General features: G+C 54.5%; 23 protein-coding genes and 1 pseudogene. 11 read left to right on the top strand and 13 right to left on the bottom strand.

All coding sequences use genetic code 11. The annotated features are described in order from the left end of the window. Positions 1-43 precede the first annotated feature (43 nt). Both aspA and QWY30_RS04975 read left to right on the top strand, forming a co-directional pair. A complete protein-coding gene (aspA, locus tag QWY30_RS04980) occupies positions 44-1,471 on the top strand; it encodes an aspartate ammonia-lyase (RefSeq protein ID WP_290238782.1) in 1,428 nt (475 codons plus the stop codon). Positions 1,472-1,493: 22 nt separating this feature from the next. Beyond that, complete coding sequence (locus QWY30_RS04975) at positions 1,494-4,094, top strand: cation-translocating P-type ATPase (protein WP_290238780.1); 2,601 nt, start codon at positions 1,494-1,496, stop codon at positions 4,092-4,094. Here the strand turns inward: QWY30_RS04975 and QWY30_RS04970 are convergent. Further along, positions 4,020-4,433 carry a 6-pyruvoyl trahydropterin synthase family protein gene (locus tag QWY30_RS04970; protein WP_290238778.1) on the bottom strand — a complete coding sequence of 138 codons (414 nt, stop codon included), beginning with the start codon at positions 4,431-4,433 and terminating at the stop codon, positions 4,020-4,022. The two genes, QWY30_RS04975 and QWY30_RS04970, sit on opposite strands and share 75 nt — an antisense overlap. Next, positions 4,433-5,065, bottom strand: a complete 633-nt coding sequence (queE, locus tag QWY30_RS04965) for a 7-carboxy-7-deazaguanine synthase (RefSeq protein WP_290238776.1) — start codon at positions 5,063-5,065, stop codon at positions 4,433-4,435. Before queE ends, QWY30_RS04970 begins: the two co-directional genes overlap by 1 nt. Positions 5,066-5,197: 132 nt before the next feature. On the opposite strand from queE, the gene arsB reads away from it, so the two are divergent. Next, entirely contained in the window at positions 5,198-6,202 is a 1,005-nt protein-coding gene (gene arsB / locus QWY30_RS04960) for an ACR3 family arsenite efflux transporter (RefSeq protein WP_290238775.1), read from the top strand. Here the strand turns inward: arsB and QWY30_RS04955 are convergent. Continuing rightward, complete coding sequence (locus QWY30_RS04955) at positions 6,183-7,079, bottom strand: DMT family transporter (protein ID WP_290238774.1); 897 nt, start codon at positions 7,077-7,079, stop codon at positions 6,183-6,185. The two genes, arsB and QWY30_RS04955, sit on opposite strands and share 20 nt — an antisense overlap. Positions 7,080-7,133: 54 nt before the next feature. On the opposite strand from QWY30_RS04955, the gene QWY30_RS04950 reads away from it, so the two are divergent. After that, the gene (locus QWY30_RS04950) at positions 7,134-8,723 is read left to right on the top strand and encodes an ArnT family glycosyltransferase (RefSeq protein ID WP_290238773.1); all 1,590 of its coding nucleotides are present in this window, start codon (positions 7,134-7,136) and stop codon (positions 8,721-8,723) included. Here the strand turns inward: QWY30_RS04950 and arsJ are convergent. Both arsJ and QWY30_RS04940 read right to left on the bottom strand, forming a co-directional pair. Further along, on the bottom strand, positions 8,632-9,888 hold the full coding sequence (arsJ, locus tag QWY30_RS04945) for an organoarsenical effux MFS transporter ArsJ (RefSeq protein WP_290238772.1): 1,257 nt from the start codon (positions 9,886-9,888) through the stop codon (positions 8,632-8,634). The genes QWY30_RS04950 and arsJ overlap by 92 nt on opposite strands. Positions 9,889-9,892: 4 nt before the next feature. Further along, positions 9,893-10,936, bottom strand: coding sequence for an ArsJ-associated glyceraldehyde-3-phosphate dehydrogenase (locus tag QWY30_RS04940; RefSeq protein WP_290238771.1), 1,044 nt, complete (start codon positions 10,934-10,936; stop codon positions 9,893-9,895). A gap of 172 nt (positions 10,937-11,108) precedes the next feature. Between QWY30_RS04940 and QWY30_RS04935 the strand changes: the two genes are divergently transcribed. Then, positions 11,109-11,810 (top strand): type 1 glutamine amidotransferase, encoded by a 702-nt coding sequence (locus QWY30_RS04935; protein ID WP_290238770.1) that lies wholly within the window; start codon positions 11,109-11,111, stop codon positions 11,808-11,810. A 6-nt stretch (positions 11,811-11,816) separates the two neighbouring features. On the opposite strand, the gene QWY30_RS04930 is transcribed toward QWY30_RS04935, so the two are convergent. Together QWY30_RS04930 and QWY30_RS04925 are read right to left on the bottom strand one after the other, a co-directional pair. Beyond that, a complete protein-coding gene (locus tag QWY30_RS04930) occupies positions 11,817-12,182 on the bottom strand; it encodes a DUF2237 family protein (protein ID WP_290238769.1) in 366 nt (121 codons plus the stop codon). Further along, entirely contained in the window at positions 12,179-13,168 is a 990-nt protein-coding gene (locus QWY30_RS04925) for a MerR family transcriptional regulator (protein WP_290238768.1), read from the bottom strand. Before QWY30_RS04925 ends, QWY30_RS04930 begins: the two co-directional genes overlap by 4 nt. A 159-nt stretch (positions 13,169-13,327) precedes the next feature. On the opposite strand from QWY30_RS04925, the gene QWY30_RS04920 reads away from it, so the two are divergent. The 4 genes from QWY30_RS04920 to QWY30_RS04905 are packed head-to-tail and all read left to right on the top strand — an operon-like array spanning position 13,328 to position 15,034. Then, positions 13,328-13,870, top strand: coding sequence for an RrF2 family transcriptional regulator (locus QWY30_RS04920; protein ID WP_290238767.1), 543 nt, complete (start codon positions 13,328-13,330; stop codon positions 13,868-13,870). Beyond that, on the top strand, positions 13,842-14,069 hold the full coding sequence (locus QWY30_RS04915) for a TIGR03643 family protein (RefSeq protein ID WP_290238766.1): 228 nt from the start codon (positions 13,842-13,844) through the stop codon (positions 14,067-14,069). The genes QWY30_RS04920 and QWY30_RS04915 overlap by 29 nt, the downstream gene beginning before the upstream one ends. Positions 14,070-14,107: 38 nt before the next feature. Then, complete coding sequence (locus QWY30_RS04910; RefSeq protein ID WP_290238765.1) at positions 14,108-14,251, top strand: hypothetical protein; 144 nt, start codon at positions 14,108-14,110, stop codon at positions 14,249-14,251. A 27-nt stretch (positions 14,252-14,278) separates the two neighbouring features. Then, complete coding sequence (locus QWY30_RS04905; protein WP_290238764.1) at positions 14,279-15,034, top strand: 2OG-Fe dioxygenase family protein; 756 nt, start codon at positions 14,279-14,281, stop codon at positions 15,032-15,034. 16 nt (positions 15,035-15,050) lie between these two features. Here QWY30_RS04905 and QWY30_RS04900 read toward each other — a convergent pair whose 3' ends face one another. The 4 genes from QWY30_RS04900 to QWY30_RS04885 are packed head-to-tail and all read right to left on the bottom strand — an operon-like array spanning position 15,051 to position 18,650. Next, positions 15,051-15,350 carry a copper-binding protein gene (locus QWY30_RS04900; RefSeq protein WP_290238763.1) on the bottom strand — a complete coding sequence of 100 codons (300 nt, stop codon included), beginning with the start codon at positions 15,348-15,350 and terminating at the stop codon, positions 15,051-15,053. Next, positions 15,347-15,850: a cupredoxin domain-containing protein gene (locus tag QWY30_RS04895; protein WP_290238761.1), complete on the bottom strand. Its 504-nt coding sequence runs from the start codon at positions 15,848-15,850 to the stop codon at positions 15,347-15,349. Before QWY30_RS04895 ends, QWY30_RS04900 begins: the two co-directional genes overlap by 4 nt. Positions 15,851-15,902: 52 nt before the next feature. Continuing rightward, positions 15,903-17,315 carry a multicopper oxidase family protein gene (locus QWY30_RS04890; protein ID WP_290238758.1) on the bottom strand — a complete coding sequence of 471 codons (1,413 nt, stop codon included), beginning with the start codon at positions 17,313-17,315 and terminating at the stop codon, positions 15,903-15,905. A 6-nt stretch (positions 17,316-17,321) separates the two neighbouring features. After that, positions 17,322-18,650, bottom strand: coding sequence for a TolC family protein (locus QWY30_RS04885; RefSeq protein WP_290238756.1), 1,329 nt, complete (start codon positions 18,648-18,650; stop codon positions 17,322-17,324). 151 nt (positions 18,651-18,801) lie between these two features. Here QWY30_RS04885 and QWY30_RS04880 point away from each other — a divergent pair, with 151 nt between their 5' ends. Together QWY30_RS04880 and QWY30_RS04875 are read left to right on the top strand one after the other, a co-directional pair. Beyond that, a complete protein-coding gene (locus QWY30_RS04880) occupies positions 18,802-19,503 on the top strand; it encodes a heavy metal response regulator transcription factor (RefSeq protein ID WP_290238754.1) in 702 nt (233 codons plus the stop codon). Then, positions 19,500-20,846 (top strand): heavy metal sensor histidine kinase, encoded by a 1,347-nt coding sequence (locus QWY30_RS04875; RefSeq protein WP_290238752.1) that lies wholly within the window; start codon positions 19,500-19,502, stop codon positions 20,844-20,846. The genes QWY30_RS04880 and QWY30_RS04875 overlap by 4 nt, the downstream gene beginning before the upstream one ends. Before the next feature lie 24 nt (positions 20,847-20,870). Here QWY30_RS04875 and QWY30_RS04870 read toward each other — a convergent pair whose 3' ends face one another. After that, positions 20,871-21,974, bottom strand: coding sequence for a hypothetical protein (locus QWY30_RS04870; protein ID WP_290238750.1), 1,104 nt, complete (start codon positions 21,972-21,974; stop codon positions 20,871-20,873). 69 nt (positions 21,975-22,043) lie between these two features. Then, positions 22,044-22,163 (bottom strand): annotated as a pseudogene (locus QWY30_RS04865) (IS30 family transposase); the annotation flags it as partial.

The following is a 22,163-nucleotide window of genomic DNA, read 5'->3' as shown; positions in this document are numbered from 1 at the left end:
CCGAACGCTGTCGGTCGGTTGTGTCCCTTTGCGGAGACTCGTCATGAGCATTGTTAGCATCGATTCAGACAATACGCGTTCAGAGCATGATTTGCTCGGAAATCGCGATGTTCCATTTCAAGCCTATTACGGTGTCCATACGCTGCGGGCGATCGAGAATTTTCCCATCACGGGCTTGCCGATTTCACACTATCCAGACCTGGTGCGAGCGCTTGCGGAAATCAAGATTGCCGCCGCGCTGACCAATCAAGAGTTGGGCATGCTGGATGCAAAAAAATGTGAAGCCATTGTGGCGGCTGGCAAGGAGATTTTGCAGGGCAATCTGCATGAACAATTCGTTGTCGATCTGATTCAGGGTGGCGCGGGCACCTCAACCAATATGAACGCCAACGAGGTGATTGCGAACCGGGCTCTTGAGCTGTTGGGGCACAAGCGGGGGCAGTATCAATTCTTGCATCCCAATGAAGACGTCAACATGAGTCAGTCGACCAATGATGTCTATCCGACATCCCTCAAACTGGCGACATACCGCGGCTGTCAGCGTTTGCTGACCAGAATGATCAGTCTGCAAGAAGCCTTCGAGCTCAAGGCCGAGGAATTTAAAGATATCATCAAGGTGGGTCGTACCCAATTGCAGGATGCTGTGCCGATGACATTAGGACAGGAGTTTCGGACCTACGCAGTGATGCTAGGCGAGGATGTGTTGAGATTGCGCGAAGCCTTGCCCCTGATTTGCGAGATCAACTTGGGGGCGACCGCGATCGGGACCGGAATCAATACACATCCGGATTACGCGCGTAAAGTTCGACAGCATCTGGTTAGCATCGCTGGACTCCCTCTGGAAACAGCACCGAACTTGATCGAGGCGACACAAGATTGTGGCGCCTTTGTGCAACTCTCGGGAGTGCTCAAGCGCATTGCCGTCAAAATTTCAAAGATATGTCACGACTTGCGTTTGCTCTCGAGCGGGCCGCGCGCAGGGATTGGAGAAATCAATCTGCCGGCCGTCCAGGCAGGTTCGAGCATCATGCCCGGCAAGGTCAATCCAGTGATTCCTGAAGTCGTCAACCAAGTCGCGTATGAAGTCATCGGTAATGATGTCACGATCAGTTTCGCTGCCGAGGCCGGGCAACTGCAACTCAACGCCTTTGAGCCGGTCATCGCGTATTCGATGTTTCGCAGCGTGACGCATTTAACTAATGCCTTTAATACGCTCGAGCATAAGTGTGTGCGCGGCATCACGGCCAACGAATCAAGGATCAAGGAGTTGTTTGACCGATCCATTGTTCTGGTAACCGCTTTGAATCCCTACATCGGTTATCAACATGCGACGGAGGTGGCGCAAGAAGCGCTCGTCACGGGTAAGCGTGTGTATGACATTGTGCTGGAGCGCGGGCTGCTGACCGCTGAAAAACTCGATGACATTTTGAAACCGGAGTCCATGACGATGCCGAGGTTACCGCTTCGATAAACAGGATTCCGGACATGCCAAGATGAAAAGGAATCATAAACACGTGCTGACCCGACCTAAAAAGTCGTCCGGTTTGCTTCGCAATGCGGGGCTCAGTTCGACACAGGCCTCCGATCGTTTGCAGCGGGAAGGACAAAATCTGTTGCCGGGGAGCATTCCGGTCAGCGCCTTCAAACTTGTGTTTGAGGTGATCACTGAGCCAATGTTCCTGATGTTGCTCGCGGCGGGGGGGCTTTATCTTGCGCTCGGTGACCGGGGGGAGGCGATTTTCCTCCTGGCAGTCGTCTTTGTCATTATTGGCATGACGCTTTTTCAACATGGTCGAACCCAGCGACAGCTCGAAGCGTTGAGGGAACTGTCCGCGCCGAGGGCGCTGGTGATTCGGGATGGCGTGGAAAAGCGTATCGCGGGGCTGGAGGTGGTACGCGACGATTTGCTTGTGCTGCGGGAGGGTGATCGTATCGCGGCGGATGCCCTGTTGCTTGAAGGCAGTCTTGAGGTGGATGAATCTTTACTGACAGGCGAGTCAGTCGCTGTCAGCAAACTTCCGCAAAGTAGCGACAGCGCGCCTGATGCTCAGCTTTATGCCAGTACTGTCGTCACGAAGGGGGCGGGCCTGGCAAAAGTAATCGCGACCGCGCAGGAAACCGCTGTAGGAAAAATCAGCACAGATTTGGCGGCAACCACGGAGGTTCCGTCTGTTTTACAGCGTAGGGCGCGCAGACTGATTCGCTGGCTCGGTGGCCTGGCTTTGCTTTTGGCACTGATGCAAATTGCGCTGAATATTTGGTGGAATCAGGCACCACTGTTGCCGAGTATTCTGTCGGGCATCGCCTTTGCCATGGCGATTTTGCCTGAGGAGATTCCGGTCGTTTTAACCGTGTTCCTGGCTTTGGGCGCTTGGCGGCTGGCTCAGAAAAAGGTGCTGACTCGACGTGTCACGGCTGTCGAGGCGCTGGGGGGTATCACTGTTCTGGCTGTGGATAAAACGGGAACACTGACGATGAATCGCATGACCGTCGCAGCGATCGATGGTGATGCCGGCAAGGTCTCGACATGTGCGCTGCTTGCCAGTCCGCGTGACACTGTGGATCCCATGGAGCGGGCACTTCAAGTCTATTGCGCTCAGAAACAAGATCAAGAGTCTTCAATACTGGATCACCTGAATAAAACGGGTCAAGACGCTATTCATGAATACGCGCTGTCTGCGGATTTGCTTGCGATGACGCGGGTTTATCAAACCACTCAGGCTCGTGAGTATTTCTTGGCGGCAAAAGGCGCACCCGAGGCGATTATTGATCTCTGTCAAGTGTCATCATCGGCGCGCGAGGCTGTGCATACGCGTGTTGCAGAGATGGCTGCGCAGGGGTTGCGTGTATTGGGTGTGGCGCAGGCGCGCTGGACGGCACCAGACGGGCAGACTAGTGCTTCCCATGTTTCATGGCCGGAAAGTCAGCGCGATTTCGTTTATGAGTTCATCGGACTGGTAGGTTTTGAGGATCCTCCTCGCCCTGAGGTGCCCGAGGCCTTGGCGCAGTGTCAGCGTGCAGGTGTCAGGGTCATGATGATGACGGGCGATCACTTAGCGACAGCGGTCGCGATCGCGCGCAAGATCGGTTTGTCTGAAATGCCAGTGACCTTGACGGGACCGGAGCTTGATCAGTTAAGCGACGAAGAGCTCAAACTACGCTTAAAAGAAGTCAATCTGTGCGCGCGTCTCAAGCCGACTCAAAAACTCAGGCTTGTGAAGTTATTACAAGCTTCGGGCGAAGTTGTCGGCATGACGGGAGATGGTGTGAATGATGCACCTGCTTTGCGCGCAGCCGATGTCGGCGTGGCCATGGGGGAGCGGGGCACGGATGTGGCGCGGGAATCGGCAGCGCTTGTTTTGTTGGATGATAGTTTTGCGAGTATTGTCGCGGCGATTGCACAAGGCAGAAGGATTGACGACAACATTCGTAAAGCGACTGGTTTTATTTTTTCAGTTCATGTGCCCATCATCGCGCTTGCCCTAGTCCCTCCGGTTTTACATTGGCCGATGCTGTTGATGCCGGCGCATATTGTTTTGCTTGAACTTGTGATTGATCCTGCTTGTACGCTGGTCTTCGAGTCCGAGCCCGAAGAGCGTGATGTGATGGATCGTCCTCCAAGGGCGGCGAGCGACTCTCCATTTTCGTTCGCCGCAGTCTTTCCACCTCTGGTCCAAGGGCTTGGTGTCGCAGTTTTGCTGGTTGGTACGTATGCCTGGCTCGATGCAATAGGCTGGACTCAAGAGCTGGTTCGAACAATCGTCATGTCTGCTTTGTTGCTCAGCGTTTTGCTGATCATTCTGGCCAATCGGGATCACGCTCGATCACTTTTTGCAGGATTGCTCGTGCCCAATCGCTGGCTGCGTCGCTTGAGTCTGGGCGTTTTGATGGTGCTTGTCGCAGTTTACGCAATCCCATGGTTACGCGAGGTCTTGAAGATCACGCCTCTGGATATCATGGATCTCGGGGTGATTCTTGTTGTGATTGGAGCCTGCGCGCTATGGTTGGAATTGACGCGGTTATATTTTTTCGCGCAACACGCAACGGTCTCCACTCGCTTTGCGCTCGACCATGACAGAGGAAAGCTGGGGTAGGGTGGGTTTCAACTGTTTTCTGATGAAGCCACAGAGATTTTCAAGCGTTGCGGGACCGAGGTGTTCAATCTCGTCGAGAAAGCGATGATCTAGCATCTCCCGAACGCGGGCGACTTCTCGACGCAGGTAGCCCAGATCCACCAGCATGCCTGTTTTTGGGTCGGCGTAACCGGAGACGGTCACCTCGGCCTCGTAGGTGTGACCGTGGATCCGCAGACTGCCCTCGGTTTCGATGGTGCGGCGCAGTGTATGCGCAGCCTCAAAGTAAAACCGCTGTGAGAGTTCATAACGAGGCGTGTCCCCGTTCGGGTCGATATCTTGAGCTTGGGTCGCACGCATTAACGAATCTCTAAAACTTTGTGTGTTTGTACCGATAAGCGCCAGGAAGGATGACTCTGGCAGTACGCAATCGCGGCGCGAGTGTTGGCCAGGCGATCCGGTCCGTCCATGGCTTGCAGCAAGTAGTGCTCAAAGCGGCTCGGGCCTAAATCGTCGGGCATGAGTGCGGGTTGCGGGTAGACGAGCTTGAGCTCATGGCCCTCGCGCTGGACCCAGGGTGCGCCAGCTTTGGGACTGACGCATATCCAGTCGATGCCTGCAGGAGCCTCCAGCGTACCGTTGGTTTCGACAGCGATTTCAAAATCTTTGGCATGGAGGGCCGCGATCAATGCCTGATCGACCTGGAGGAGAGGCTCACCACCGGTCAGCACCACATAGCGGTGAGCATGACCAATAGGCCATAGCGCGGCGATCTGTTCGGCGAGCGCGTCTGCATCGTGAAACTTGCCGCCAAGGGTACCGTCCGTCCCGACAAAGTCCGTGTCGCAAAATTGGCAGACTGCGCTTGCGCGGTCTTCTTCGCGTCCCGTCCATAAATTACAGCCGGTGAAACGACAAAAAACCGCGGGCCGTCCGGCGCGCAGTCCTTCGCCTTGCAGCGTGTAAAAAATTTCTTTGACGCTATAGGTCATTGATTTCAATGCTTTAAAAATATCCAATCCCTGCATTGTAATCGCACCAACGCTATGGGTGCGGTACCAGCGGGCAAGGGATTTTTTAAAGTAAGCTTCCTAAAAGTCAGTCAGTGATCCGGGAGCAAGGTTGTGGGCTTATTTGAGCGGTTTTTAACAGTTTGGGTGGGATTGGGCATTTTGGCTGGCGTCGGTCTGGGTTTATTGGCGCCTGACGCATTCGCGCTGATCGCAGACCTGGAATTCGCGCATGTCAATCTGGTCGTGGCCGTCATGATCTGGGTCATGATTTACCCCATGATGATTCAGATTGACTGGTCTTCGATCAAGCAAGTCGGTCAACGACCCCGCGGACTTTTCCTGACGCTGGTCGTCAACTGGCTGATCAAGCCTTTCACGATGGTCGCTCTTGGGGTGCTGTTTTTTGATTACATTTTTGCGCCATGGGTGGATCCTCAAACCGCCAGCGAGTACATCGCCGGCATGATCTTGCTGGGCGTGGCACCTTGCACGGCGATGGTGTTCGTCTGGAGCCAGCTAGTCAAAGGGGATGCCAACTACACCCTGGTTCAGGTCTCGGTCAATGATCTCATTATGGTGTTTGCCTTTGCGCCTATCGCGGCGTTTTTGCTGGGCGTCACGTCCCTGACAGTCCCTTGGGAAACATTGCTGCTGTCCACCCTGTTGTATGTCGTGTTGCCGCTGATCGCGGGCGTATTGACGCGCGAGGTATTGTTGCGGCGTTCGCCTACCGCAGTCGCGACTTTTGTTTCCGCGCTCAAGCCGTGGTCGATTGTCGGACTGATCGCGACCGTGGTGTTGCTCTTTGGCTTCCAGGCGCGAACGATTGTGGCGCAACCTTTGGTGATCGGCATGATTGCGATCCCGCTCATCCTCCAGTCTTACGGGATTTTCGCGGTGGGCTGGTTGGGCGCGCGGTGGCTCAAGCTTCCTAAAGACATCGCAGGCCCTGCTTGCTTGATCGGAACTTCCAATTTTTTTGAATTAGCGGTTGCCGTGGCGATTTCATTATTCGGTCTGAACTCGGGGGCAGCACTGGCCACTGTAGTCGGGGTGCTCGTTGAGGTCCCTGTGATGTTATCGCTGGTATGGCTGGTTAACCGCGCGCGGATTTGACACGTTTAAAGCTCAGGTTGTTGCCAAGTCCATTTGCGAGCGCCAGACCGGAAAATATAAGCAATACACCCAGCAGTGTACGCAGAGTGAAATGTTCGTCCATCAACATCCAGCCCCAGAACAGACCGACAACGGGCACCAGATAGGACACCGTCATCGCGCGCGCGGGTCCGATGTGCTGGATCAGGCGGTAATACAGCACATAGGCCACGGCCGAGCAGAGCACGGCTAAAACCAAAGCGGCGCTCCAGGCGGTCGCGCTGACAGGTTCGGTCGGCCACCAGTACCAGGCGAGAGGCAAAAGCAGTACGCCGCTCGTCAGCGAGGAGCCGGTCGCATTCACAAATGGGCTGAAGCCGGACAAATACTTTTTGGCATAGCAGGCTGACAGCGCATAGCAAACCGGACCGCACACGGCTGCAATCAGTGCAAAGGTGGAGTCGCTCAGCGCCAGTTCGAAACGATCCCAGACGAGGAAAGTGATGCCAAGCAGTCCGATTAGCAAGCCCATGGCGCTTGTGAGCGTTAGGTGAATGCCCAGCCACAACCAGGCCACCAGTGCGCCCCAGAGCGGCGTCACGGCATTGATGACCGAGATGGTCCCAGAAGGAATATGCAGCGCGGCATAGGCCGACAACAGATAAGGCAGCGTCGAGTCCAGCAGACCCAGCGGCAAGAAGTTTTTCCAATGATGCACAAGCAGCCTGACTTCATTTCTAAAGATCAGGATCAATACAAGCACCAGCCCGGCGAGCATGGTTCTTAAAAAGATGAGGGCCGGCGGCCCAAATTCGGCTACACCGATTTGAATCAATAAAAAGGAACTGCCCCAGAAAAAGGACAGCAGTAAAAGCTCGAAAATACTGTGAGGACGCATGCGACATAGTATCCGCTTAAAATGCCAGAATCCCTCTGAATGCCATGTGCGAATATGGCTTCGTCAAACCCGACGTTTTTCCTATTGGCTATGACCTACCGAAATTTACTGTGGTTTATTGTTGCCGCCGCAGTCGTGCGATTGCTCTTGCTCGGCTTTTCGCCCCTGATGGACACCACCGAGGCCCGCTACGGCGAGATTTCACGGATCATGGTCGAGCTCAACGACTGGGTGACCCCCTGGTTCACCTACGATGTACCGTTCTGGGGCAAGCCCCCCCTGGCTTTCTGGATGTCCGCGCTGAGTTTTAAGATCTTCGGCATCAATGAGTTCGCCGCCCGTTTTCCGCACTGGCTGGCCGGCATGGTGGTGCTGTGGATCATGTGGGGAATGCGGCCACGCAGCGGTCCAACCGGCGCGACTTATGCGATCGCGTTGTTAATGGGTTCGGTGATGTTCTTCGTCGCATCTGGCATGGTGATGATGGACATGGCCCTGGTGATCGGGACGACGCTCGCCATGCGTGGTTTCTGGAATGGATTGCACGGAGAGGTCGCACGCAGAGGCTCGGAGCGCTGGCTGCTATTCATCGGCCTAGGGATCGCCTTACTCGCCAAGGGACCCGTGGGCGTGGTGTTGACGGGTCTGCCATGCGGGATTTGGGCGCTGGTGTCAGGTCGTTTGCTTACGATCTGGCGTGACTTGCCCTGGATACGGGGTGTGTTGGTGACGCTCGCGATCGCATTGCCCTGGTATGTCGTGGCCGAGTTGCGCTCGCCAGGCTTCATCAATTATTTCATCGTCGGCGAGCATTTCCATCGATTCGTGACGCCAGGCTGGAAAGGCGATCTTTACGGAACGGCGCATGACTATCCCTACGGCACCATTTGGCTGTTCATGATGGCTGATGTGTTGCCCTGGACGATTCTGTTCCCGATCCTCGCATGGCAGACACGTCATGCGAAAGCTTCGAGTTCGGCAAGCGCTCAGACAAATGTTTCCAGTGCTGCCACGGGTTCTGCTCGCGCGACTCCCGGCTCCGCAACCCCGGCTTCTTGGCGCAATTACCTCCTGTTGTGGGCGTTTATGCCTGCTGTCTTTTTTACGATGGCCGGAAACATCATCTGGCCCTATGTCATGCCAGGTTTGCCGGCGCTGGCTTTACTGGTGGGGGGCTGGCTCACAACGCGGGTCAATCAAAACCTCGTACGGACCAATCTCGCTTTAGGTCTGACCCTGACGATGTTATTGGCGGTCGGCTTCAACGTCAGCATGCCTTTTACGGGGCGCAGTAATGATCTTGCCGCCAAGACTTTGATCGAGGATTATCGGTCCAGGGACCCCAAGGGTCTGCCTTTGATTTATCTGGGGCATCGGCCATTTTCAGCGGCTTTCTATAGCCAGGGTCAAGCTCAGCTTGAGAAGACGCCTGAGGCCCTGATCAAGCGACTGGAGACTACGCCGGCCTATGTGGCGATTCGGACTACTGATCTGGACTATATGCCTGCGGCCCTGATGAGTGGTCTTGAGCGATTAAGTACCCAAGGTTACTTCACGTTGTTTTTGAAGAAAGGTGCTGTGGTGTCTGGGGTGGTGCCTGGGGTCGCGCCAGCGGCAGCGCCAGGGTCACCAGCCAGCAAATAATCAGCATCAGTGCGGAGCCCGCCAGTGCATAGAGCAGGCCTCCCCATTGGTACAACAAACCGGAGAGCAGGGTGCCGATGAAGCGGCCCAGGGCGTTCGCGGCATAATAAAAACCGACGTCTTCGGCGGCTTTTTCAGAGCCGGCATACGCCAGTATCAAGTATGAGTGGACCGAAGAGTTCACCGCGAACGCGAATCCAAACACACCCAGACCGACCACGACGACCCACTCAAGATGACGCACGTCGAGCCAGACAAGCGCGCAGAGTAAAAGTGTCACCCCAGCCAATATGGCGGACCAGAGTCGTGCGGCCGGTACCTCGGTACTCAGTCCGTCATCGCTGCGACGAACCAGTGAGGGGGCGATCGCCTGAACAAAACCATAGCCGATCGTCCATGCGGCCAGAAAGCCGCCGACCATCGTAAACGTCCAGCCAGACGCGTAGAGAAAGACGGGGACGCCCACCACAAACCAGACATCCCGGGCGCCAAACAATACGACTCGCGCTGCCGCAAGCAGGTTGATGCCGCGATTTTTGGCAAACAACTCTTTAGCGGATTTGGAGGCTTTGCTCTTGCCCATCATGGGAGGCAAAGAGGAGACAACACCAATCAAAATAACCGCGAGTAAAGCGGCCATCGCCCACAGCGCGCCCTGGAAACCCAGTTGATCCAGCAACAGACCACCCAGAAAGAAGCCCACGCCTTTCATGGCGTTTTTGCTACCAGTGAACCAAGCGACCCATTTGAATAATTGACCGGAGGCCTGACCCGCTGTGATTTTGATGGCGGATTTACTGGCTGTTTTGGTCAAGTCTTTGGCGACACCACACACCCCTTGCGCGAGAACGACCCAGGCCACCGACATCGCGGCAGTCCATTCGGGCGAGAGGGCCGAGAGCAATAAAAAACCCGCGATCTGTGTGACGAGTCCCACCATCAGCATGCGCGAGATACCAAAGCGCGTGGCCAGCCAGCCTCCGAGCAAATTTGCCACCACACCGGCCGCCTCATACAGCAAAAACAGAAATGCAAGTGTGAAGGGTGAGTAACCCAGACGGTAAAAGTGAAGCAAAACCAGCATACGCAAGGCGCCATCGGTGAGGGTGAATCCCCAGTAGGCGGAGGTCACAATGGCGTAGTTGCGGGCGGCGTGTGTGGACATGGGCTTAAATACCTTTGACTTGCATATGACAGGCGAGGTCGATCATGCGGCAGGCGTAACCCATTTCATTGTCGTACCAAGCGTAGACTTTCAGTAAGGTTCCGTCCGTGACCATGGTCGAGAGCGCATCGACGATGGAGCTGCGGGTGTCACCCGCATAATCGACACTGACCAGCGGGCGTGTCTCCAATCCCAAAATGCCTGCCAGCGCGCCCGCAGCGGCCTGAGCAAACAAAGCGTTGACTTCTTCGACGGTGGTCTCACGTTTGAGCTCGAATACGCAGTCGGTCAACGAGGCGTTCAAAACAGGCGCGCGCACGGCATGACCGTTGAGTTTGCCTTTCAAGTCAGGGTAAATCAACGTGATCGCGGTCGCGCTTCCTGTGGTCGTGGGCGCCAGGCTTTGCATGGCGCTGCGCGCGCGCCTCAGGTCTTTATGCGGGGCATCGACCACGAGGTTGGTGTTGGTCGGATCGTGGATAGTGGTGATCTGGCCATGACGTATGCCGATGCTTTCATGAATGACTTTGACGACGGGCGCGAGACAGTTGGTGGTGCAAGAGGCTGCCGTCACAATGTTGTGCTGAGCGGGGTCGTAGAGGTGCTCGTTGACACCCACCACCACGTTGAGCACATTGCCGACTTTGACGGGAGCGGCGACGATGACGCGTTTGGCACCCCGGTCAAAGTGACCTTGAATGGCCTCGGGCGTTAAAAACTTCCCTGTGCATTCCAGGACGACTTCGACTCCCAAATCACCCCAGGGGATATCGCCGGGGTTGGCATGAGAGGAAAACGAGACCGCGCGCTGACCGATACGAATCGTGTGATCGCCTTCGGCCTCAATGTGCTCTCGCCAGCGACCTTGTACTGAGTCAAAGGTCAGCAAGTGCGCGGTCGCGGCAATTCCACCTTTGAGTTCGTTGAGGTGCACGACCTCGAGCCGATTGTCACGGCGAGGATCATCGATCGGGCGATGAGCAGCTCCAAAGGCCGCTCTGAGTGCCAGGCGGCCGATTCTGCCCATTCCATTGATACCGACTTTCATTTTCATCTCTCCATCGTTGCTCAGTCCAGATTCCGAATATTTATAAAACACTCAGATTGCAAAATCATGACAGCGTGATGACAGACCGCTTGGTGAAAGCGCTAGAATGCTGCGGCAACCTTTTATTGTCGGGCAATGACTGCCTGATATCTGAGACCTGGAGCCCTTCGGCATGAAGCCTTTCGCTTATCTTAACAACTGGCACATTGAGCAACCCGCGACCCGCTTTGACCGGGCGATTCGCGATAGCGGTCTGCCGTTAGTCGAGTTTCGAACCAACTTTGGCGAATTCCCGAACTCGACAGATTTTTCAGGTGTGTTTGTCGGGGCCAGTGTGGCGGGTGCGTACGATCAGGAGGAGTGGGTCGCTCAAGCGCACGATTCCGTGCGTCAGCTTGCGCATGCCCAAGTTCCCATGCTGGGCTTGTGCTTTGGAAGCCAGCTTTTGGCGTCGGCCCTGATGGGCCGCGATCAGGTCTTTAAACGTGGCTCACGCAACACGGGATACTCTGAAGTCGAGTTTACGGACGCCGCCAAAGGGGATCCTTTAACCAAGGATTTCCCCAAGCGGGTCAGAACATTTCACTGGCATGGCGATGAGATTAAAGCCGATCATCCGGATATGCTGATTTTGGCGCGCAACGGGGATTGCGGTAATCAGATCTGGAAATGGAAGCATGGTCCAGTATGGGGGATTCAACCCCATCCGGAAATGGATCGCACGCAAATCTGTCAGTTTCTGGAAAAAAACAGAGACTGGTTTCTCTCGGAGGGCAAGGATGTCGATGCCCTGATTGAAAATGCCGAGGAAAATGAACAGCTCGGCGTGATCTTTGAGAGATTTATGAAACTGGTCCGTGAAAACCAGGCCTAACCAGGTCTAGCGAAGTGGACTCTGGGCGGCACAAGACTGCAACCACTCAAGCGACACGAAGTCCAGCGCGCGCTTGTGCGTGGACTCAAGAAATACCTGAGGCGCGACGCCCGCTTCGAACGCCTCTTTCCACCTCAGCGCACAGAGGCACCAGCGATCCCCAGGTTTGAGCCCGGGGAAGCGGTAATGCGGCATAGCTGTCGTCAAATCATTGCCGCGCTGTTTTGAAAACTCCAGAAACTCTTGTGTCATTTTGGCGCAAATGACGTGCGAGCCCAGATCGTCAGCTTGCGTGTTGCAGCAACCATCTCTGAAATATCCTGTCAGTGGGTCATATGAGCAGGCGATGAGTTCGGTGCCAAGTACGTTCATAAGTTGATTCCTTCGTGTTGTGCCACTTTTTCCAGCGCATGCTCAAAGAGTGCCCTGGCAGAACCTGAGACTGAAGTGAGGTATGCGTGCAGATGGGCGTCTTCCGCGCTTTTATTCAGACATTCCTGACTGTACTGCTCAAAGCTGGCAAGCTGGGCGATGATTTCAGCCACATGACGCGGACATTCGCATAAGACGTTGTTGGAGATGCCCGCGACACGGGCCAGAGTCTCGTCCGAGTACTTGCGAGGCGGGATCATGGACCCGGGGGTGACCTCGCGCAATGAATGATTGGCATCCACCATCAGTACGGAGCGAATCAGTTCGGCGAGCTCATAGTCAGTAATGGGTTCGCGTCTCACAAGCATGCCTGCGGCCCGCATGGCGTGTGCGACCTGGTCGCGTCCGTAGTTGTAAAGCACGATGATTTGAGGCGGGCTTGATGGTTGGTTGACGCGTAATTGAGCGCTGATGGCTTCAATGTCTTGCATCACGATTTCATGCAATGTATTGACTTTAATCAGCAGGATTTCCGTGGTGTCCTTGAACGCGCCAATTTTTGCAACGGCAAGATCTGCAAATATGTCAGTGATTTCCAGGCTGCTGCCTGGCAAATTGAGCGCGAACTTCTTGGCCTCAATTCTTCCTGCGAGTCCGAGACCAATCACGGCGATTTTGACGCTTTGCGCATGCAGCCGGCTTGTCTCGAGTGCCTTGCCATTGCGGTGTTTATTGTGCAGCTGACTCAGTGCCTGAGCACTCATATTCGCGATCGTACTAATTGCGTGACCTTCGTCGCAGAGTTGTTTGATGAGGGTCGCCCGCAAGAGATCCTCTTCACCATACATTCTGTGTTGGCCTTCCGTTTTAACGGGGTGAAAGGCACCGTAGCGCGACTCCCACACTCTCAGTGTCGGAACGGGGATGCCTGCCAGTTTTGAGATTGTCCCGATCCGATAACAATGGTTTTTTGAGTCTACGGCCATAAGATTCTCTGCAAAATCAATAATTGAATAGATATTGAATAGATTACAGCACATTTTTATCAAAAAATATTAGATTAATATAGATAAATGAAGGAATTGAATAGAAATTAACGTATATTAAGGTTCTGAACCTACTCGTCACATGACAAAGGATTGAAAATGAGCGCCAACGAATCCAAGCATGCTCTGAGCCTTGTCGTATTGCTCGCCGGGTTACCCAACGGTGAGGCTTTGACCACGCAAGATCTCGCCCGACATCTCGATTTGTCGGTTTCTTATGTAGAAAATTTGCTGAAAGGTTTGCGTACGCGCCAACTGCTGAAGTCCAATCGTGGCCCACGCGGTGGGCATCGTTTCGACGGCGATTTGAATAGTTTGAGCGTATGGGATGTGGTGTCGATTTTTGGAGGCGCCGAATTGCCTCCCGCTGAACCCAGCGAGCACGGTCATGTCACGGCCTGGCTCGAAGCCGAATACGAACACATCAAGAACGAGTTCTTAAAATCCGTACCACTCGTGAAGTTACTGGGTCGTCCAGGTGAAATAGACTTCTCTCTCGAATGGGAGCTGACGGCGGATGATTTCAAGCCCGTGCTGGACACGCTGGCTCTCAACGCGATGGATGAAGATGAAGACTACGCACAATCCGAGCGAAATCTCAAGAATCATCGAGATGGCGTGGGAAGATCGTACGCCCTTTGAGGCCATCGAACTTCAGTTCGGGTTGCGCGAGGCGCAAGTGATTGCGCTGATGCGCAGTCACCTCAAGCTCTCATCATTCAAGCTGTGGAGATTGCGTGTGACAGGCCGCCGAACCAAGCACGCTTCGAGGCGTCCCGCAGAGATGAAAGACTCCGGCAGGCACACGGCTTGCCTGGGGCAGCCTGCTCGCCATCGTTGACAAACATTTCGTTGACATACATCAAACTTAGGAAACCTATGCAAGAAGATCAGCGATGCTGCGGTTCGGGTACCTGCATCATCAACGAGGAAGGGGTATGCTGGTGCGGTCAGCGCTGGGATGGCGAAAAGATGTGTTTCGACCCACCAGCGCCGGCATCAGACGAGCCAGACGCTCAGTGATGAGTGTCCCTATCCCTTGAGATCGAGATGTCTATCCAAACACTACAGCCTCCACTGACACCAGCTTCTGCATTGAATGAGACGATTCAACAACAAGGCTTTGCTGTCCTGAGCCCGCAAAGCGTGGCTCAACTAAGCGGGGCGAGTCTCGATGATCTGAGCGCGCTCGAGGCATCCTGGCAATTTTTGGCGCCTGACCAGTATCTCAAAGACGGCGGTCGTTATCGCTACAGACGCCATGGCAGTTATGTGATCAGTGGCGAGGAAATTTCGTCAGTGCCGCATCGCGCCCATTGGCAACCGCTTTCCTACAATGCACTGCATGGTGGCATGCATCGATGGTTTGAGCCTGTCGAATCGCATGTCTCGCAATCAACGGCTTGGCAAGCACTCTTGCGTTTTTTGGGTCATGTCGCCAGCAAGATGCATGGCGCGCAGACTTGGTATGCCGAAGCGCATCAGTTTCGCATCGATACGGCAGATGGCATCGGCCGACCCACCCCTGAAGGTGCGCATCGGGATGGCGTTCATCTTGTGGCTGTGTTTTTGGTGGGGCGTCATCACATCAAAGGGGGCGAGACCAGGGTATTCGACATGAACACACCTTTCGGTCAGCGTTTTACCCTCACCGAACCCTGGTCGGTTCTTTTACTGGATGATGAGCGTGTCATCCACGAAACGACGCCGATTCAGCCTCTCGACGGAAACGGCTGGCGTGACACCCTGGTCATGACTCTCAGGTCGGGTTCCTTTCTGGATGATCCCGCACTCACTCAAGCTTGATGCTTGAAAGCATCCTTTACTGTTTCTTTTGAATTTTTCCGACTGAGTATTGACCGTTTGATTCAAACGCTTCAAATACGACCTCGTCTCCGGGGGAAAGTGTTTTGAGAAGAGCGGGTTGCTTGGCGACAAACACCATCGTCATCGGTGGCATATCGAGGGCTTTGATATCGCCATGACGAATCGTGATTTTGTTGTTGTCCAGATCGATGCGTCGCACGACGCCTTCTGCCATTGCTTGAGCAAAAGAGACGCTACTGAAGCCCAAGGCTGCCACAAACAAGCTCAGCTTGATGAGTGACTGTTGAGGCTTCATTGTTGTGCTCCCGCAGTGACATTGATTTTTCCAACCATACCGGCATCGTAATGCCCGGGCAACAAGCAAGCAAAATCAAACTGCCCGGCTCGATTGAAGTTCCAGATGATGTCTGCCTTTTTCCCTGGTGAGACATGTGCCATGTAGGGTTCATCATGTTCCATGTTGGGGTGTTTTTTCATCATTTCGGCATGCATGTCGAGTTCTTTCTTGGTGCCGATCACGAGTTCGTGCATGACTTTACCCGTATTGATGACCGTGAGTCTCACGGTTTCGCCTTGCTTGACGGTGATTTGATCGGGTACGAAACGCATCGTGTCGAGCATCTTGATTTCGATGGTGCGGGTGACGGCACTCGCATCGCCGCCGATGCCCCATTCTTTTTGTTCCTTCTCCATCGCACGATGGGCTTGGTGATTCGCCTGGTGGGCGACAGCCGGCAGAGCAACGCCCGATATCGCCAGGCTAAGGAGTAGAGGTGTCAGGATGTTTCGCGTCATGATGTGACCTGTTCGAAGATGATCAAATGTTTGAAGATGAAAAGAAGCGGCCTCAGTGCTGGTGGCCGCCACCTGAGCCGCTATTCGGTTTGCGCACTTGTGCGTTGTTGTTGTCGGGACTGACCTTTGCTGCTTGTTCCCGGCTTACGGGAGGCGTTGTGCCTTTGTATTCATAGGCCTGAGTACCGGGTGGTTGCTTGTACCAGCCCGGGTCGGAATAATCGTCAGGTTTTTGGTCTTCGCGGACTTTCAGGGTGGTGAACATACCACCCATGCCGATCGGACCATACGGACCCGTTCCCGTCATCATCGGAATGGTATTGGGAGGCAATTCCATTTCCATTTCCTTCATGTCATACATGCCGCGTTCGCCCATCACCATGTAGTCAGGTACGACTTTTTGGAGACGTCCGACGAGTCCCTGATGATTGATGCCAATCATAGTGGGGACGTCATGCCCCATCGCACCCATGGTGTGATGACTTTTGTGGCAATGCACCGCCCAGTCTCCGGGCTCATCGGCGATGAACTCGATTTGCCGCATCTGTCCGACAGCGATGTCAGTCGTGACCTCTGGCCAGCGCGCCGAGGGAGGAACAGGTCCGCCGTCTGTGCCCGTGACCTCGAATTCGATTCCATGCACGTGGAAAGGGTGGTTGGTCATTGTCAGGTTGCCGATTCGAATCCGCACCCGATCTCCCAGTTTGGCTACCATGGGAGACAGCCCGGGATACACACGACTGTTGAAGGCCCAGATATTAAAGTCGAGCATGGTGTTGACTTTTGGAGTCTTGCTACCAGGTTCAACATCAAAAGCGTTGAGCAATAAACAGTAATCCCGGTCAACCTCGCTGATGTTCGGATGCTTGCCTTTCGGATGCGTCACCCAAAAGCCCATCATTCCCATCGCCATCTGCGTCATTTCATCGGCGTGCGGATGGTACATGAAGGTACCTGGACGCTTCGCGATAAATTCATACACGAACGTTTTGCCAACCGGGATGGGGGCTTGGTTCAAGCCACTAACACCGTCCATGCCATTGGGCAGACGCTGACCATGCCAGTGAATGGTTGTTTTTTCCGGTAGTCGATTCGTCACGAAGATCCGCACACGATCGCCTTCGACGACTTCAATCGTGGGACCTGGACTTTGACCGTTGTAGCCCCACATGTTGACCCTGAAGCCTGGCGCCATTTCCCGCACAACCGGCTCCGCGACCAGATGAAATTCTTTGACACCCTCGTTCATGCGATAGGGCAGCGTCCAGCCGTTGAGCGTGACAACAGGACGGTAGCGTGCCTCTGTGCCTTCAGTCTCGGGGCCGCGCCACGGGGGCGCTGTACCCGCACTGGGTTGGTATATGGGCTCGGGTAAGCTGGCGAGCGCGTGTTTGCTGACTGCGGCGACTGACATGGTGCCAGCCAGACCAATTAGCGCACTGTGGATGAAATCTCTGCGTTCCATGATGTCTTAGTGGCCTTTGCCTGAAGAGATGTTGCTTTCGGGACCGCCGGCACTGCTTCCGGGGCCAGCGTAAGGTGCGCCAGCCAGCAGTGCGCGCATGTCGGCCAGAGCAATCCAGAAGGATTGTTTGGCTTGAGCAACAGCAAGTTCAGCCTGCATTTTTGCCTGCGCTTTGGCGATCAATTCCCAGGTACTGATGAACATTCCGTTGTAGCGGGTCAGTGCTTCTTCCTCGGCGGTTCCGTAAAGAGCGTGCAACTTGTTCAGGATATCTGAAGCTTGTGTGTGCGCGGCGCGTAAGTGCTCGCGTGCCTGTTGTAAGTCACTATTCGTTTTGAGCCGCATGCGCAGCACTTCAGCGCGTGCCTTGATGGCTTTGTCCAGGTCGTGGTTCCAAAGCATCTTGGTGCGATCAAGCGTCGGGATCGTGCTTGTCCAGCTTGTGCTGGAGCCCAGAAGTTGATCGAGTTGCTGGCGCCACTGTTCAAGCATGTCCGGGCCAACAATACGCTCGTAATATTGTGCTTGTTTTTCAAGCAAGCTGAACTGAGGGTGTCTGGCCAACAGTTCGGCGTGTTGTTGCTCAAGCGGAATCAGTAGTTCGGGTATTCCGCTTTCATGGGTCGGTTTGGGCAGGGCGTTCGGCAGGCGCCACTGATCTGAACCAATCTGCCCGAACAGTTTTTGTCTGGCATTGAATGCGGCCTGATCGGCCAGCAGAAGTTGATTGCGTGCGGACTGATAACTGATTTCAACCTCAACCAGGCGGTTGCGTCCCCAGTTACCCACCTTTTCCATGCGCCTGGCAAGCTCAAGCGAGACGCTCGAGGCCTCGGCGAGACGCTTGTGGATGTTCAACTGCTCCTTGGCCGCCACTGCTTCGATCCAGAGTTTGTGGGTGGCTTGTTGCAGACTAAGAAGCTGGATATTTCTGGCGGATTTTTCCAGTCCGCTGATAGCCTGTTCCGCCAAAAGATCTGCATGGAGGGTAAGTAACGCTTTGCGAGCGGCTTCTTGCGTGAGTTCGGGCGCGGCGCTATCTTCTTTGAACGCTCCGATATTCAAGGCGGGATCGCCGGCGGTGCGACCACGTTCGGCTTTGAGTAAATCGATATGGCCGCGTGTGTAGCGTCCGACATCGCTATTTGCATTGCGCCAGCGTTGGCTATCGGCTTGCGCCGAAGCGCTGGGCGTATGGGCGTGTGCGTGCGAAACGAGCATCGCGGCCAGAAGCGCGGCGCATGTCAAGAATGCTGGACGCAGAAGAACGTGTCCGGGACGGTCGGGAATCAGTCGCATCGTTGCCTGAACAGGATTGAAAGATAAGATAAACATGACTGTAGTGCTTGGTGGGCAAATTCGACGTGACGCGAAGATTACAAAATTGTCATGTTCGTGCTTTGGTGCGGATCGCGCACAAGGGGCTAGGGTATATTGACCGGAGTAGCGGATGCATGAGGATCCGGTCAACAAGGGGTGAGGGCAGTTGAAAATCCTGATTATCGAAGATGAACCGAAAACCGGTGATTACTTGCGCCAAGGTTTGCGCGAGGCGGGTTTTGCCGTCGATTTGATTCAGGATGGCCTGGATGGTCTGCATCACGGCATCGAGGGTGATCAGGACCTGATTATTCTGGATGTCATGTTGCCGCGCATGGATGGCTGGGGTGTCCTGCAGGCCTTGACCCAGGCGGGGATCACCACGCCTGTGATTTTTCTGACTGCCCGTGATCAAGTCGAAGAGCGTGTACGCGGACTCGAGTCAGGGGCGGCCGATTATCTTGTCAAACCCTTTTCTTTCGCCGAGTTGTTGGCCCGGGTGCGCAACGTTTTGCGAAGGGGGCGCACCGCGGTGGAGAGCGCAACGTTGCAGGTCAGGGATCTTGAGGTGGATCTGTTACGGCGTCGTGTCACGCGCGCGGGAAAACGCATCGATTTGACCCCCAAGGAGTTCGGTTTGCTGGAGTTGCTCGTGCGTCGTCAGGGGGAGGTCTTACCCCGTTCCCTGATTGCTTCGCTCGTATGGGATATGAATTTTGACAGTGACACGAACGTCATCGAAGTCGCGATGCGCAGATTGCGGGCCAAGGTCGATGAGGGGTTCGATGTCAGATTGATCCAGACCGTGCGCGGCATGGGGTATGTGCTCGAGGCCCAGCAGACTGAGAAAGGTCAGGACGAAGGATGATGCGACGGTTTTCTCTTGTCACTCGGCTGACGATTCTTTATGCACTGATTTCGGCATTGGTACTTTGTGGTTTGGGTGTCATGGTCGCGCGGGCGACCTACTTGCATTTTGTGGACCTCGATCAGGCCTACCTGCAAGGCAAGGCGAGCCTTCTGCAGGGTAGCCTCGCTCAAGTGACTGACTCTTCGAAAGTGGATGCATTGTTGTCGCAGCAGATGGACAGCCATGAAGGACTCTATGTCGCGCTCGATGCGAACCCGTCACAGGGGCCCGTTGTTCAGAACATTGATTTCTCCCCCTTGAGAGCCGCCAAAGTGTCCGGGTCCGAGACGTTTGACTGGCAATCCGCAGACCGGACACTGCGCGGTATCAAGGTCCCTCTTGAAAACGGAGAGCAATTATTGCTGGCGCTCGACACGCACCATCATGCGCATTTCATGTCGCAGCTGAATGTCAGCCTTGCCGTATATTTGCTCTTTGCCACCTTGTTGAGCGGGTTGTTGGGTTGGTGGGCGGCGCGTCGCGGACTAGCGCCACTCAGAGTGATGCACGAGCGCGCGAGGAAAATCGACGCACGGCAACTGAGTGTACGGATGCCGAGTGCCGACAGTTCGATCGAGCTTGCCGAACTCGCGCAAGGGCTCAACTTGATGCTCGAGCGGCTGGAGCGTGACTTTGAGAGACTTTCCGAGTTTTCCAGCGATCTGGCCCATGAGTTGCGCACGCCCATCACCAATCTGCTCACACAAACACAAGTCACGCTGACGCGAGATCGGGATGCGCACGCCTATCGAGAAATTCTTGCTTCCAATGCCGAGGAGTTTCAGCGTTTGGCTCGCATGGTGTCAGACATGTTGTACCTGGCTAAAACTGAACACGGTCTTGAGTTACCAAACCGAGAGCCCGTCGTGCTTGAGCGCGAGGTGCAGGCGCTATTTGATTTTTACGAGGCGGTGGCCGAGGAGTCTGCTGTCGGTCTTTCCCTGCAAGGTGCCGCCACGATCATGGGTGATCGCTTGATGGTGCAGCGGGCCGTTGGTAACCTGCTTTCCAATGCCTTGCGGCATGCCCGCAAACATTCTGTCGTGAAAGTCATCATCACACGCTTGCCCGGCGCTGTTGAATTGTGTGTCGAGAACGAAGGCGCGCCGATCGACGAAGCGTTGATGCCGCGCTTATTCGATCGTTTTTTTAGGACTGAAAAATCTCGGCCCCACCCTGAGCACAACGGGACAGGTTTAGGACTTTCCATTACACAGTCGCTCATGACCGCGCATGGCGGAACAATTCGTGTCGCTTCTGACCAAAAAAATACCAGCTTTACGCTGGTATTTCCCGTGTGAATCGTCGTTGACTAGGTCGCCGATTTATTTGCGCCGAGCCACCATCAAAACATAATTACCGTCTTTGTAGTAACCAAATCGGAAATTGAGGGGTTGCACATCCTGTCGCTGGGCGAACGCGCGTGCGAGATCGCCGTGATAGTTTTGAAAGGCTTGGTGCGCAATGACGAATTTGCCAAATAACGTGCTGTTGAACTGTTGACTGAGCGCGGTGTAGTTCAGTCCGGTTTCATCTTGCACGACCAGGGGGGCGTTGTCCAAAACAGCCTTGGCGATCATGTTGAAGTTACTGTTTTGAGGCAGATGAGATGCGGCTTTGAACAGGGTCGGGTGGACAGACATTTTTTGAATGAATTTGTAGTGGTCAGGGACGGTTTGAAGTCCTTGATTCGACAAATCGATCCTGAGGTAGTCCAGTACGATGGGCTGTCCATTTTTAGTCGCGTTAAAACGAACGGAACTCCAAAGGGGCGTTTCAGTGGAGAGTTCCTCGATCTCGCCATTCGTGTCGACTTTGATGGGTGTGACGCGCTCAATATCGAAACCTTGCAGTTTGAGAAAAATGGCAAGAAAAGTACTCGCGCCGATTTTGCCCTGGCTGGCGTAGTAGTAACGCTCCAAATATTCGGTGACGAAAAATCCGTGTGTACCGAATAGTTTCCAGGCGGAGGTGAGTTGCTCGAGGCTCTGGTCGGTGATGAGTGGAGAGTGTGCGCTCAGGTCCATTGGACGACCTGCGTGTTGCATCGCGACCATGACATAGCGTTTCGTTTGCGGAAACAGTTGATATACGGTGGTGAAATCAGGTCCGGAAAATGGATAGAACACTGTATCCGTGGACATTCCGAGATGCTGGTTTGCCCAGTTGACCATCGGTGCACCAATTTTTTTGGTGTACTCAGCCCAATTGTTTTGAACCTCTTTTGTGTAGATCTGCCATTTCAGGTTGTCGCGTACAGGATTGGGAAGGCCTCCCGAAGGCTCCTGCCCCGACAATAGTGTTGCCATGTCTCTGAGTTGAGCGGGCGTCAGTGCGGCAGGTTGAGTACTTTGTGCCTGAACAGCGAATGACAGGGCGAGTGCTAGGAAAAAGGCGGAGACTTGTCTGGATATCAAGGTCGTTATCATTGTTTTTCTGCTGTTTAGGGCGCGTTTATCTCTAAAAACGGGATTTTAGATTAAATAAATTTAGTGGTTTCAAGTACGAAGTGCAACACGGTTTAGGGACTGGTGAAACACTTCGTACGGAGTTTTAAAACCTAATCGTTTACGTGGTCGGTGATTAATACGATCTTGAATCATTTTAAGTTCATCCGC

The sequence above is a fragment of the Zwartia panacis genome (genome assembly GCF_030410395.1).
Classification (GTDB): domain Bacteria; phylum Pseudomonadota; class Gammaproteobacteria; order Burkholderiales; family Burkholderiaceae_B; genus Zwartia; species Zwartia panacis.
Note: the sequence above shows the minus strand (reverse complement) of the source record. Positions and strands in the feature narration are given on the sequence as shown.

Coding starts and splice junctions, on each gene's coding strand:
- QWY30_RS04870 (WP_290238750.1), bottom strand. CDS start 21,974: ATGATAACGACCTTGATATCCAGACAAGTCTCCGCCTTTTTCCTAGCA.
- aspA (WP_290238782.1), top strand. CDS start 44: ATGAGCATTGTTAGCATCGATTCAGACAATACGCGTTCAGAGCATGAT.
- QWY30_RS04975 (WP_290238780.1), top strand. CDS start 1,494: ATGAAAAGGAATCATAAACACGTGCTGACCCGACCTAAAAAGTCGTCC.
- QWY30_RS04895 (WP_290238761.1), bottom strand. CDS start 15,850: ATGACGCGAAACATCCTGACACCTCTACTCCTTAGCCTGGCGATATCG.
- QWY30_RS04915 (WP_290238766.1), top strand. CDS start 13,842: ATGGCGTGGGAAGATCGTACGCCCTTTGAGGCCATCGAACTTCAGTTC.
- QWY30_RS04970 (WP_290238778.1), bottom strand. CDS start 4,433: ATGCGTGCGACCCAAGCTCAAGATATCGACCCGAACGGGGACACGCCT.
- queE (WP_290238776.1), bottom strand. CDS start 5,065: ATGACCTATAGCGTCAAAGAAATTTTTTACACGCTGCAAGGCGAAGGA.
- QWY30_RS04940 (WP_290238771.1), bottom strand. CDS start 10,936: ATGAAAGTCGGTATCAATGGAATGGGCAGAATCGGCCGCCTGGCACTC.
- QWY30_RS04920 (WP_290238767.1), top strand. CDS start 13,328: ATGAGCGCCAACGAATCCAAGCATGCTCTGAGCCTTGTCGTATTGCTC.
- QWY30_RS04875 (WP_290238752.1), top strand. CDS start 19,500: ATGATGCGACGGTTTTCTCTTGTCACTCGGCTGACGATTCTTTATGCA.
- QWY30_RS04905 (WP_290238764.1), top strand. CDS start 14,279: ATGTCTATCCAAACACTACAGCCTCCACTGACACCAGCTTCTGCATTG.
- QWY30_RS04885 (WP_290238756.1), bottom strand. CDS start 18,650: ATGTTTATCTTATCTTTCAATCCTGTTCAGGCAACGATGCGACTGATT.
- QWY30_RS04935 (WP_290238770.1), top strand. CDS start 11,109: ATGAAGCCTTTCGCTTATCTTAACAACTGGCACATTGAGCAACCCGCG.
- arsJ (WP_290238772.1), bottom strand. CDS start 9,888: ATGTCCACACACGCCGCCCGCAACTACGCCATTGTGACCTCCGCCTAC.
- QWY30_RS04925 (WP_290238768.1), bottom strand. CDS start 13,168: ATGGCCGTAGACTCAAAAAACCATTGTTATCGGATCGGGACAATCTCA.
- QWY30_RS04955 (WP_290238774.1), bottom strand. CDS start 7,079: ATGCGTCCTCACAGTATTTTCGAGCTTTTACTGCTGTCCTTTTTCTGG.
- QWY30_RS04910 (WP_290238765.1), top strand. CDS start 14,108: ATGCAAGAAGATCAGCGATGCTGCGGTTCGGGTACCTGCATCATCAAC.
- QWY30_RS04950 (WP_290238773.1), top strand. CDS start 7,134: ATGGCTTCGTCAAACCCGACGTTTTTCCTATTGGCTATGACCTACCGA.
- QWY30_RS04890 (WP_290238758.1), bottom strand. CDS start 17,315: ATGGAACGCAGAGATTTCATCCACAGTGCGCTAATTGGTCTGGCTGGC.
- QWY30_RS04930 (WP_290238769.1), bottom strand. CDS start 12,182: ATGAACGTACTTGGCACCGAACTCATCGCCTGCTCATATGACCCACTG.
- QWY30_RS04900 (WP_290238763.1), bottom strand. CDS start 15,350: ATGAAGCCTCAACAGTCACTCATCAAGCTGAGCTTGTTTGTGGCAGCC.